Genomic DNA, 13,276 nt, shown 5'->3' on the forward strand with positions numbered 1-13,276 from the left:
CAGTTAAATAAATGACGCAATCTCATCCAATGACTTTTTAACTAATGCATGCTCTGGCACCGTGGCATCCTCAGCTGGATAGCCTGCTATCAGCAGCATGTATGGCCGCTCATTGTCTTTATCTCGTTGGCAGATCTCTGTTAAAAAGCTCATCGGCTTCGGAGTGTGAGTCAATGTTGCCAATCCTGCGTTGTGTAGTGATTGGATCAAAAATCCAGTCGCGATACCGACTGACTCATGCACGTAATAGTTGGTATTTTTATCCTCTGCATGGATCCCGCCTTTCTTTTGGGTAAAAATAGCAATGAGCCAAGGCGCATGCTCCAAATACGGTTTTTGCGCATCTGTACCCAAAGGCTTTAATGCATCCAGCCACTCGTCACCTGCACGGCCTTCATAAAATGAGCGCTCAAGTTGCTCGGCAGCGTCTCTAATTTGCTTTTTCACATCATTGCTGTGGATCGCCACAAAGTGCCATGGCTGGTGGTTTGCACCACTTGGGGCCAGTCCTGCGGTTTTGATACAGGTTTCGATAACTTCCTTGGGTACAGGGCGGTCACTAAAGCTACGAATGGTATGTCTACGTTGCATGAGCGAGAAGTTATCATCGGCGCGTTGCTGCATCTCTTGCGGCGAATATTCTATAAAGTCGGTGAGTGGGATATTGTCATGGGCTTTCATGGATGTGATTCCTAGTTACTTGCTGTGTGGTTTTTATAACTTGTGATTATAAAGGTTTCAACTTATCGCGCATTTTGATTAACATAAAGTTTCCATAACAGTGGCAAAATAAGTTTACTGTCGCGTGCAGTGAGATGCGCAAAATAATATCTATGTATATTGAGTATAAGCATAAGCTGCTCAATGTCTGTCTTGAAGTTAGATACAATTCTAGGCAGAACAGAGGATAGTAATGGAGAAAGTAATGTATCAATATAAATGGGTATCAGGAGAGACAATATCATTTCCAGCCGGTAAAGCTGTCTGTATTGGCCGTAACTATGTGGCTCATGCGCAAGAGTTAAATAACCCTATACCTGAGTCTCCTTTATTGTTTATTAAACCTGCCAACGCGTTTTGCGATTTTGCCCCAGCATTGACGATTAATGAACAACTTGGTGAGCACCATTATGAGGCGGAGTTAGTGTTGTTAGTTGGCGAGACGATAACCGCTGACACACAAGAGCCGCTGTCACATATTTGCGGTATTGGCCTTGGACTCGATCTGACTTTACGTCATTTACAGTCTCAGCTTAAAGCGCAAGGACACCCTTGGGAGCGCGCAAAAGCATTTGATGGCAGCGCTTGTTTGTCTGCATTTATGCCTGTAAAAGGGTTAGAGTTGACACCGCCTTTAGAGTTTAAGTTTTGGCAAAATGATCAGCTTAAACAGCATGGCGAAACCGATAAGATGATTTTTAAACTAGACCACCTACTTCAAGAGATATCTCGATATTTTACCTTGCAGCCAGGGGATATTGTGATGACAGGCACGCCACAGGGTGTTGGTAAACTTGCTAAAGGGGATAGATTAAAACTGGAGTTAGGTGAAGCGCATCAATGGCAAGCAATTGTGGAGTAGATGGCCATGTCATGCCATCTACGTAAAGAGATATATAAGTGAATATATCTATGAAGGCATCGCTTGCAATTGCTGAGGTTCTGCACGATTAAGTCGTTTGGTACAGCAAAGTATAATCGCGACCAAGGATAATGCCGCCAGTGCTAGCCAGCTTGATAAGAGCGTTGTGTAGCTTAACATTAAAGCTGTTAACGCTGTGCCAAGCAATCCACCAAGACGTGTACTTAATGACGTGACCGATTCAATACTGGCTCTGACATCATCATGGCTCAGTTGGTGTTGAAATTGTTGCTGCGCAGGTTGTGCAAGGCCCATGCAAAAATAAAAAAAGATCAGTGCAGCAATGAACATATGTATTGAGCTTGCCAAAGCGAGCAGCAGCACACATACAAGCTTTGCCATATGTGCCAGCGCCATGACTAGTCCAAGGCGCTGGTTTAACAGTCGGCATAATTGTGTACTTATCGCAGCTGCGAGTCCGTTTAAGGCAAAACTGGCAGCAAGCATGGCGGGAAATAGCCATGCAATTGTGTCTACAGGCGCGTTACTATAGTTTTCAATGAGCGCTGGCCAAAATTTCTCAATACTACTTGCCACAGGGATAGCAAAAATCAGGATGATCAATAGCCTTCTCATCTCGATTTGCTTACACGTTTTAAATATTGCTAAGCACTGAGACGCAAGCGAATTTGTTGATTTGGCAGGTGATGCCCTAGCGGTTTCTTTTACAACAAAATAAGTGCGAATAAATACCGTGATAAAAACGCATATAGAGCCTGTGAACAGGATTTGATATAAGCTTGTTAAAGACCAAACTAGTGTATCTGCAAACGCTAAGAACAACGCGGCACACAAGGCCGCACTTGCACCAATGAGATAACTCAAACCATACACCTTGGCAAACCCTTTATTGATGGGCGCATTTCCTTGCAGTCGTTGGTACTTTTCAACAAACCACGCATTGAGCGTGCCGCTTAAAGTTGCCTGACTCAGACCCCAAAAAAACATGGCTGCACAGATATGCCAGAGATGTTCGCTAAACAGCAAGATACTATTACACAATGCGCCGAAGAGTAGAGAAAAGAGAAAGACTTTACGTCTTCCCAACATATCGGCAAGCATACCGCTTGGGACTTCGAGCAGTATGATAGTGACAGCCATGACCATCATAGCCAATGCAATCTCTTGTAAGGCAAAGCCTAAATTGAGCATATAAGGCGTAAATATTGGCATGGCTAACATACAGGCGAACATTGTCAGTCCCAAGTGTATACCGTATTGAGTTGCAAATTGCGATTGGGTCATAGGTTTGATACCTTTTGTATGTGTATACGCTCCTTGAGCTTCTCACCGATAGTTGTCGCTATCAAGGCTAAATCAAGTGCATTGGTCATGATCTCATCATGCAGACTTTCAAGCGAAATAATCTCTACAGAACGTAAAATGTGGTCTAAACCATTACATGGAGGCTGAAAAGCCTCATGATAGAGTGTGGGTATATCAGTCACTTGATGGATTATGTCTAGCACGGTTAAGGGCACGGCTTGTTCACTGACATCATTGGCTGAGAAAAAGGTGGTGTCATGTTCGTAGGGTGGTGCTGTCGAGAAGTGCCGCGTCAATGTTAAGAAGGCATTTGCGATTGTGGAAGATTTAATGTCATCGCTCAGCGCAATTAATTGTTCCGCTTGCATTTGCTGTTTTGTCGTTAGCATTGGCAAGACAGGATCAATTAAGAAGCAATGAGCAACTTGATGTCCCATGTCGCGAAGGTAGTTTGCGACTTCTAAAGACATCATAGCCCCTTCGCAGAATCCACCGAGATAAAATGGCCCACTGGACTGCTGAGCAAGAATCCGCTCGGCATAATAAATCACCAAAGGTTGCATCGCAATGTGCTTCCCGGTGAACAGCTTTACATTTTCAACGACATGCAAAGAGCAAGTATTGCTGAGTTCATTCCCGAGTTGGGTGAAGCTATCTGCACCGGCTGCCGCTGGCAGCATATGGAGGATGTGTGCGTTATCAGAGTTCAGTATTAGGCTTGGGTTGAAATGAGGGTGTATCAAGGCATGTGTCAGTGCCTGCTCATCATTTAAATGAGCAAATTGCTGTATCGATAAGTTACGGACGACTTTAGCCAATGCTCTAATCGAGATGTTTTCCAACAGTATCTGAGGTGTAAGTTGCCAGCCTAACTTACGAGCTTGTCCACAAAAGCTCAAAAGACTCAGAGAGTCAGCGCCATAATTTGTGATGGCTTCTGTCACCGATATCTCCTGACAACTGAGGATCTGTTGCCATAGTGTGTGTATTTTTCGCTCCGTTTCCGTTGCTGGTAATTCAACTTCTTTGTGTGCATACGTCGGCTGAGGAAGTTTGCGTTTATCTAACTTGCCATTCAGCGTCACCGGCAGCGTTTCTAAAAACGTGATGGTGTGCGGTAGCATATAGTGTGCGACTTTATGACGCAGAGCACTGAGTATCTCTTCGTTAGCTTGCGATTTTTTTAGGTTTTGTGAGGTCGATACAATATACGCATGTAGCAGTGTGCTGCCATTGGTTTTTTGGGTGGTCACTGCGCAGTTGTCAACGTCCTCGAGTGCATTGATATGTCGCTCAATTTCTTGAAGCTCGACTCTGAAACCACGAATTTTGACCTGCTCATCTGAACGGCCGAGATAACACAAAGTATGGTTATCATTCCAGTACACAATATCACCGGTGCAATAACATTCTTGTTCATTATCAAATAGCGCTTGGCGGACAAACTGCGCTTGAGTAAGTTCGGGTTTGCCTAAATATCCTTGAGCAACGCCTTCACCGTAAACCAATAGCTCCCCCGGGCAACCAAGAGGTAATAGCTGCTTGTCTGCCCCAACTACAGCGACAGAGCGGCCAGGGAGCGGTGTTCCAATTGGAATTGGAGAGTCGTTAGTATTCACGCGATGAAGTGTCGTGAATGTTGTGCACTCTGTAGGGCCGTAGCCATTGAGAAAATATTGCGGCTTAAAATTTGAGGACAATAGCTTATGTACCAAGCTTTGTGTAAGCGCTTCCCCACCGACAAGTAAATATGTCAGGTGACGGAAAATAGATTCATCTTGGCTGAACAAGGTATCGAATAGCGTTCTTGTTAACCACAGTGTTGAAATCTTCAGTGTGTTAATGGTGTCTTTAAATTGGGCAGCAGAGTTTAAGATGTGTTGATATCCGATGTGCAGTTCTGCGCCGTTTAATAGCGCGCCCCAGATCTCAAAAGTCGCAGCATCAAAAGCGGGATTTGCCAATTGAATGAAGCGATCCTCGGCGCTGTAGGTGAGATGTTCGCTGCTGTGCGCTAAAGATACGCACCCCGCGTGTGTAACTGTGACGCCTTTTGGTTTCCCAGTTGTCCCTGACGTGTAGATTATGTTTGCAATGGCTGTGCTGTCGAGCCTTGGTGAATCAAGTTCTGTGCTGATATCTGAGAAGGACAATCGCGCATTGATTTTGAATGCCGAAATAGCGTGAGTGTCGAGTAGGCTTGATAGTGATTGCTCTGAGCTTTCATCGTACAGCAGGAAATCAGCTTGGCTGTCACTCAGTTGATAAGATTTCCTATCATTTGGGTCTTTGAGTGCCAAAGGGGTATAAGCCGCACCCAGCTTGAGTGTCGCAAGCATGGCAACAACCATAGCCATGTCACTTTCCATACAGATTGCAATGACCTCAGGGTGTTGAGTTTGTTGCCGGATGATATTGGCTAATTGATTTGCTTTATCATTGAGTTGCTTGTAGCTCAATGCGCAGGAGGCATTGCGCAGCGCTATTTTTTGTGGGTAAGCGGTGACAATTTCATTAAACCGCGTGAGCATATTGGTGCTCGGCTCGCTGACGCAGGCGCTCGAACTCAGCGTGTGTAAATGGGAGATATCTTGCTCTGTGAGTAACGGAAGCGCGCTCAGTTTGCTATTTTGATTGTCTGTTATGTAGCACTGTAAAATACGTTTGAATAGACTTGCGATACGCTTGATATAGTGGTCGCTATACAGTGCTATTGCATAGTTTAATTTAATGCTTGAGCTAGTACCTAAATCGAGAAAAGCGGATAAATCAAATTTTGCTTGTTGTTGAGTTGACTGACTGGGCTCATTTATAGACCAGTGCTGATAGGTTGGCTCGGGTGAGAATTGAGTGAGCGTAAATATGCTTTGAAACACCGGGTGCATACTGGTGTCTAGTTGGATATCGAGTAAGGATTTTATCTCATCAAAGGGTAATGTTTGATGGGCTTTTGCCTGGATCACCTGATTATTCACCTCACTTATCCATTCAGACACGCTGAGTGTATGGGCAAGGGTAGGTTTAATTGGCAAGGTATTGACAAAATAGCCGATGATGCCTTGCTCAGCTTTGATATTACGGTTTTCGCTTGGCATGCCGACAGCGAAGTTATTTTGCGCACTGAATAACGCTAAGGTGTGGTACCAAGCAGCAAGCCCGAGGGTATTTAAAGAGACTTGATGTCGCTGTGCCGTGTTCTGGATTTGTTCTGAAAAGCCACTTTCAAGAGGCAGCTCAAAGGAAGCACCTTGGTGTTTAAATACACTCGGTCTTGGCTTACATTGGGCCAAAGTCAGTGGGGACAATCCTGCTAGTTGTTGAGCCCAATATTCACGGGCATGACGCTGAGCAATGAGTTGTTGTTCAGCGTAATGAAAGTGTGCGAAATCATTAAACTGTAGTGCTGGTGGCAGAGTGTGATCTAGATATAGCTGTTCAAGATCATTGAGAAAAATACTCAGCGACCATCCATCAAATGCGATGTGGTGCCATACTAGATAAACATAGATGTCACTTGCAGTGTGTATGAATGTGATACGCAGTGGCTTTTGATGAGTTAGATCAAACGGGGCGCAAAATATGCCTTCACATAGCGCGTCTAATTCATCGTCTGTGCATTGAGCGTGTTCAAAACTGACAGGCTCTGTACAGCGTGTTTGATGTGGCTCTCCCTGCTCATTAAATGTAAATTTGCAATTGAGTGCACTGTGGCGATGTATGAGCTTTGTGAATGCTTCTTTTAGCTGTGCGACCTCACACTCAGATGTCAGTTTCAATAAGCAAGGGATATGATAGGCGCTCGAAGAATCTGACGAGGTATGCGTAAAATAGAGTTGCTTTTGTCCCGCAGTGAGTGGCGCGCTATGACTGTTAGTAGGTAGAATAGACAGCGCTTCAAAACGTTGCTTGTCAGTAATATGATGCTGTTTTAAGTAGCTTACGATGTCTGCTTTGTGCGTACGTAAAGTAGCCACAGTATCGCTGTTTGAAATATCGTTCTGACTGGTAATTTTTAACTTATCGCCGTTGAGCCAAAGACAGATCCCTTGCTGCTTCAGGCTATAAATAATATCTATGATCATCTGTTAAATCTCCATTTCAAATTCATCATCAGAGATCTGACTCTGTTGCTGTCGTTCTGCTATTGCCTGTGCAAATGCTTTGAAGGTCGGGTGGGTCAGTAATAAAGACAGGGGTATATCCATATTCAGTTGCGTACTGTATTGGCTCACGAGCTTTGCCGCGACGATGGACGACCCGCCTAGCGCAAAAAAGTGTTGATTGAGGTCAGTATTAGCGACGCCTAAATATTCTGACCAAAGTGGCGCCAGCGCTTTTTCAGTTTCTGTCTCAGGCGCTTGTATATCGGTATTGTGTTCAATGATATCGGTTGGCAGTTTACTGGTATCTAGCTTGCCATTAAGTGTTAAAGGTAGCGTCGCCATCGCAGTGACATGAGTTAGCTGCATGTAATGAGGTACTTGCGCATTAAACCAATGCTGGATGGATGAGGTGTCTGCATGACTCGTAACAATATAGGCCACGAGTGAATTGGCGCCCGCTTGCGTTTTAATTAAGTGTGCTGCGGCTTGCTTCACATCGGGATGTTTAAGTAACTTGCACTCAATTTCAGCAGGTTCTATGCGGTGACCGTCAATATCCCATTGCTGGTCGGCACGTGCGATAAACTCTAAGCCATTGTGTGTATCAAGCCTCACTAAATCGCCGGTACGGTAAAGATATGAGGTGATTTGTTGATGACCGTGAGCAAAGGCATGTTGGTCAAAATGCTTTGCTGTTTGTTGTGGGTTTTGCCAGTAGCCGAGTCCAATAGGTTGACCACCGACATATAGCTCTCCAATCGCACCTTTGGGCAATATATTTTTTTCTGCGTCAAGGATAAAGGTTTGGGTATTACTAATCGCATGTCCTATTTTTATGGGCTGGTTGCATATGACTTGAGCCTGTGTGACACATACACTGGTTTCGCTCAGTCCGTACTCATTCAAAAATGTCTCTGCGAGTTTTACATCAACAGGGTTCAACTTTGAGCCGCCGGTAAATAAGACTTGCAATTGTATCTGCGCAATTTTATCTGCAAATTGATTGATTAAAACCGTAGGTAAAAATGCGACTTTAACTTTTCTTTCAGCTAAAAATTGACAAAGAGCCGTGGGGTCTTTGCGCATTGTCTCAGGCACTACCTCTAATTGCGCACCAGCTGCTAAAGCGGGGAAGATTTCGCAAATACTGGCATCAAAAACGTATTCAGCAAATTGACTGGCAATCACTTGTTCTGCGTTTTCAAGTTGGTGGCTATGTCGCATATGCTGACATAAATTGGCCAACCCACCATGATGTAACATCGCACCTTTTGGCTTACCTGTAGTGCCGGATGTGAATATAAGATAAGCGAGCTTGTCTTGTGGGTATGTTTGCGGTTCAAAATCATCGAGTGTGTGCTGTCGTAGAAGTTTATCAAGGTCGATGACCAATGATTGTCCTTTATACCAATCAGGTGCGGCATGTTCACACACAATAAGGTCTGTTTGTGCCAAGGTGAGGATTTCAAGATTGCGTGTCACAGGGTGGTTTGTAGATAGACTGACAAAAGGGATACCCGCTTTGAGGGCAGATAACATAATCACAGGAGCAACGGCGCCTTTTGCAAAATAAAGCGCAATGTTGGATACGATAGATGGTGTGCAGTTGCTGAGTTGGTGAGCGATATGATCAGAGACTTTGTCTAACTGAGCATAGGTTATCTCTGTGTCCTGATACCTTAACGCTACTTTATCTGAATGGTTCTGAACTGCTGCACTAAATTGCGCCAAAAAACTCGGTGGCGTAATGTCTGTATTAGGCTTTAAAGACATAAATTCGCGCTGTGAGATCATCGGTACATCACAGATCGGTTGCTCGGAATAATCACACAGATTGTTAAGATATACAGTAAAAAAGTCTAAAAATTGCTGGCACCTATCTGATTCATAATGCGACGCCATAAAGATAAATTGAGCCAGTAGTGTTGTGCCATTGTCTTTACAAATCAAGTTCCAATCGAATTTTGCAGGGGTGTATTCACCGCCTATTTGTGCACTTCGCTGAGCAATCTCAAAGTGCGAACTTTGCTGCTCTGATATATTGAACTGATCTAGGCTAAAAAAAGTCTGAAATAACGGCGTCACGCCAACAGCGCGCGTTGGCTCAACAGCATTGCTGAGCTTATCTAACGAGACCGACTCATGTGCTTTGGCTGCAATCAGATAACTTTGATTATTTTTGACGTGAGTGCAAAAACTTTGGTTGTCTTGCTTTTGCAAAATATGCGGCAGAGTATTGACAAAATAGCCGACGGCTTGCCTGCATTCACTCGGTCTGTTGTCACTGGGCGATCCTACGATAACATGTTGTCTCTGGCTCCAGAGGCAAAGAGAAAGCTGGTAGGCGGTTAATAAAACCGTGTAAAGAGAGGTGTTTTGCGCTTTAGCAAAAGCTCTTAGCTTGCGTGTGAGGTCATCGGCAAAGGTAAAGTCGATGGATTCCCCAATGTGATCGTTAACGGCTTGACGGGGCGTGTCTGTTTCCCATGGCGTAAGTGATAGCCCTGCAAATCGTGTTTGCCAAAAATCGAGATCTTGCTCTGAGCGTTGGCTTTGCCACGCTGCATACTCTTTAAATTGGACTGGCGCTGGGGTATGCGATTGACCATTTAATATTGCATCCAGTGATTGTAACATGACGCGTGTGGACCAACCATCAAATGCAATATGATGGAAAACCATATAAATAGCATAGTTTGAGGTTGTCGGTGAGTTGACTAAAGCTATTCGCAAAGGTGCTTGATGAGTTAATTCAAAACGACGTTGAGTGAATTGGTTGAACTCATCTAACGATAGGTTCTCTAGGTGAATATCCTCTAGGGTGCGGTGATAGCACCATTGGCCTGTTGTATCTTGCTTATAGGTTGTGCGCAAAATAGGGTAGTGCGCGATAAAGTTTTGAATGGCATTGAGCAATGCTTGTTGCTTGTGCACCGTATCACATTCTAAGAAAAGAGGGATATGGTACGCAGCAGCGTTTGGGCTTAGCTGTTCATTGACGAGTAAAGCTGTTTGTTGATGGGTTAAGTCTTGCTCAACAAGCGGCGCGTTCACAACTGATATGGTGTCTTTAGCTAAGTCTTGGTGGCTTATTTTGGCGATAGTACGCGCTGCAAGAAATTGTTTTAATTCGATGGCTATGCCGTATTGGTGTTGCATTTTTGCCACCAAGCTCATCGCACTTACCGAGTTACCACCAAGCATGAAATAATCATCATCAATGCCTACTTGGGGTAGATTCAGTTCGGTTTGCCAGAGTTTACATAAGGCTTGCTCTAAGTGATTTCTCGGTGGACGATATTGTTCAGAAGAGCTTATTTCAATCGGCTCAAGAGCCGCAAGGTTGACTTTGCCATTGGCGGTTAGCGGCAAGGCGGGCAGCCAAGAGATTGCGCTGGGGTGCATATATTCCGGTAAATATGTTTTGAGCGTTGAATTAATTGCTCTTGCAGAAACCATTTCTCCACAGAGGTAAGCGACCAGTGCATCGCCTTGAGCGGAATTTTGTACCTTGACGCATGCTTGATTAATTCCTGGGTGCATGAGTAATGCATTCTCGATCTCAGTCAACTCAATGCGCAAGCCTCGCAGCTTGACCTGTCTGTCATTGCGACCAAGGTATTGATAGTCTCCGTTTGCTAAACGCCTCGCAATGTCGCCGGTGCGATAATAGCGTGTGCCATTGAGCTTAATAAAGCGTGACCGATTTTGTGATTCCAGATTCAAGTAACCCCGTGATATACCATGACCACTAATAAGTATTTCACCCGGGCAGTAATCGGGTAAGGCATTGAGCTGCTCATCGACGATGATAAATGCGCAGTGCTCTAGTGGTTTACCAATGTTTGCAGGTGTTTGAACATTTGTTTTGGTTGCATATATTGAAGACGTCACCGTGGCTTCTGTAGGTCCGTATTCAATGAACAGTAGGGGTTTCCAAGTCTCTAGTAGTTGTCGATTACAGGCTTCTCCACCCGTAATAACACGTTTTAGCTGTGATTTTTGCGGTCGCGTTAGTGCGCTTAAAATTGCCGGTGAGGCGACCAAATGTGTTACGTCATCGCTCAGCAGCGCATTAATTTTTTCAGGCGAATTAACTTCTTGCTCTGTGGGCACAATAAAGGTGGCGCCATTTAACAAGGCTAAAAATAACGGTTCGACAAAGGCATCAAAATAATAAGGCGGCAGCGCACACACGTGCTCAGTGTTGTTAAATTGGTAGTAGCTGGTTGTGCTTTCAACTAATGCAAGGACTTGTCTGTCTTCAACCAAAACGCCCTTGGGCGAGCCTGTACTGCCCGACGTATAAATGGTGTAGGCAAGTTGATCATGCTGACGCGTACTAAGCTCAATGTCAGGTGTCCGTGTTTCGCTCAATTCATCTATAGTGATGGCGGTATGGCTGAAGTTGAGCTCAGATAGACTTGTTTTAACTGAGGTGCTGTGGAGTAATATTTTGGCGCCACAGTCATTGAGTATAAATTCATTGCGGTGACTGCCTTGGGCTGGATTAAGTGGCACATAATGTCCGCCAGCGGCCAATACCGCGAGCATAGCAATGATCATCTCAGGACTGCGTTCATACATTAACGCGACAGCTGAGGATGCTTGCTGCTCCATGTGACGTTTCAAGTGCTTTGCAAGGTGTTCGACTTGACCTAGCAGCGATGAATAACTGATAGATTGCTGTTGGTAACGCAATGCGACGTCACTGCTATGGCTCAATGCGACATGCTTGAAATTTTGATATAACGAGCGATGCTGTGCTATCTCATTGGGCATACACTCAAAAGAAGGCAATGCGTTTACATGACCTAAGTTTAAACTTCGCTCAGGGTTTTCAATTGCTTTGGCCAATGTGGTTTGATATGTGTTGGCAAAGTGAACGATAAAGTCTAAATCAAACTTACTGGGATCATAGTTGAGTTGACCTTGTAATTCCTCTTGGCTATCGTCAAATGCAAGGCGTAAATCACATTTGACGGGATTATAAAGCTCGTCATTATTGAATTCGTCGGCGCGTTTAAATGGCAAATCAAACTCGTCAACTAAATCACTGCCAAAACGCTGTACGCTGAACATTAAGCTAGGCAATGCGCTGTTTGTAGCTCCATCAAGGTATTGTAATTGTTCATCAAATGGCAGGTGTTGATGCTGTTTAGCGGACTTGAGTGTATTTGCTGTTTGCTGGATTAACTCACTAAAATTAGCATGATGTGATGTATTTACTCTGAGTAACAATGTGTTGATTAAGCAGCCAATAATATCTTGTGTTTGAGGATGATCTCGATTGTCTGTCGGTGCGCCAATGACAATATCGGATTCGCCGCTATATTGGGCGATTTGATATACAAATTGACTCAGCAAAATCACATAGGGGGTTGTATTAAATTGCTTGGCAAGTTGCTTGACGGCATTTGACTGAGTCCGACAAAGAGAGAAGTAGTGATTTTGTGCCTGACTACTGCCTACCTGTTGGTATTGCGTCGCTTGGATCTGTGTCGGATGAGCGCCTGAAAGCTGCTGCTGCCAGTACTGGTGAGCAGTTGCAAAATTTTGCTTTGATTGCCATCGTACATAATCAAAATAACTGGTTGTGGCTGGAGTTTGTATCGTGCACTGCCCAGCGAGTTCGTCAAAAAATATACGCATTGACCAAGCGTCGAAAACAATGTGATGCCACAAAAACAAGCAGTAAGTATCATTATTTAACTGATAAAAACACACTTTGAAAGGCGCTTCATGAGATAGTGTGAATGGCGTATGGATCGCTTCGTAAACCTGAGATTTAAGCTCTGCGGTTGAAGTAACGCGCTGCGAAGAGTAGTAAAGAGGGTTCAGCTGAGTTTGACAACTCAGGCCACATGCATCTTCAATGATATAACTATTCAATAGTGGGTGTTTAGCGACAACCTTATCAACATTATTTGTGATGTCTTCTTTACTCACCCCCTCATTTAGCTTAACGAGGAGCGGTATATGGTATGCGCATCGCTGTGAGTCTAGGTTGTCTACAAACAGTAATCTTGCCTGTGTGTTTGATAGTTGCATAGGCTTGATGGCTGGCCATTTTAAGAATGCAGCCTCGGAGCGGATATTATGGGCGCTGAGCAGCGCCAATATCTCCGCTTTATGAGTTTTGAGTGTCGTGAGCAAGGTTGGCGCTACGTTATCCTCATATCCCAGTGCCAACGTATTTTGCTCGGACACCCACACGCGCAATTTTTGCGCGTGAAGATGGTTGATTAATTGATGCATATCCATT

Annotated in this window: 5 protein-coding genes; 1 reads left to right on the forward strand and 4 read right to left on the reverse strand. The window is 44.4% G+C overall.

Annotated features, from left to right (window positions below; genetic code table 11):
* Positions 1 to 3: 3 nt before the first annotated feature.
* Complete coding sequence (locus AC2CZC_RS07280; protein ID WP_484584343.1) at positions 4 to 681, reverse strand: nitroreductase family protein; 678 nt, start codon at positions 679 to 681, stop codon at positions 4 to 6.
* 244 nt (positions 682 to 925) lie between these two features.
* Here AC2CZC_RS07280 and AC2CZC_RS07285 point away from each other — a divergent pair, with 244 nt between their 5' ends.
* Complete coding sequence (locus AC2CZC_RS07285) at positions 926 to 1,582, forward strand: fumarylacetoacetate hydrolase family protein (protein ID WP_484584344.1); 657 nt, start codon at positions 926 to 928, stop codon at positions 1,580 to 1,582.
* Positions 1,583 to 1,630: 48 nt separating this feature from the next.
* On the opposite strand, the gene AC2CZC_RS07290 is transcribed toward AC2CZC_RS07285, so the two are convergent.
* The 3 genes from AC2CZC_RS07290 to AC2CZC_RS07300 are packed head-to-tail and all read right to left on the reverse strand — an operon-like array spanning position 1,631 to position 13,275.
* Entirely contained in the window at positions 1,631 to 2,887 is a 1,257-nt protein-coding gene (locus AC2CZC_RS07290) for an MFS transporter (protein ID WP_484584345.1), read from the reverse strand.
* Positions 2,884 to 6,990: an amino acid adenylation domain-containing protein gene (locus tag AC2CZC_RS07295; RefSeq protein ID WP_484584346.1), complete on the reverse strand. Its 4,107-nt coding sequence runs from the start codon at positions 6,988 to 6,990 to the stop codon at positions 2,884 to 2,886. The genes AC2CZC_RS07290 and AC2CZC_RS07295 overlap by 4 nt, the downstream gene beginning before the upstream one ends.
* A 3-nt stretch (positions 6,991 to 6,993) precedes the next feature.
* Positions 6,994 to 13,275, reverse strand: coding sequence for an amino acid adenylation domain-containing protein (locus AC2CZC_RS07300; RefSeq protein ID WP_484584347.1), 6,282 nt, complete (start codon positions 13,273 to 13,275; stop codon positions 6,994 to 6,996).
* Position 13,276 lies beyond the last annotated feature (1 nt).

It is taken from the genome of Pseudoalteromonas sp. MMG033, assembly GCF_057197785.1.

Bases quoted from the DNA above. Each gene is read 5' to 3' on its own strand.
- AC2CZC_RS07285 (WP_484584344.1), top strand. From the start codon at position 926: ATGTATCAATATAAATGGGTATCAGGAGAGACAATATCATTTCCAGCC.
- AC2CZC_RS07280 (WP_484584343.1), bottom strand. From the start codon at position 681: ATGAAAGCCCATGACAATATCCCACTCACCGACTTTATAGAATATTCG.
- AC2CZC_RS07300 (WP_484584347.1), bottom strand. From the start codon at position 13,275: ATGGATATGCATCAATTAATCAACCATCTTCACGCGCAAAAATTGCGC.
- AC2CZC_RS07290 (WP_484584345.1), bottom strand. From the start codon at position 2,887: ATGACCCAATCGCAATTTGCAACTCAATACGGTATACACTTGGGACTG.
- AC2CZC_RS07295 (WP_484584346.1), bottom strand. From the start codon at position 6,990: ATGATCATAGATATTATTTATAGCCTGAAGCAGCAAGGGATCTGTCTT.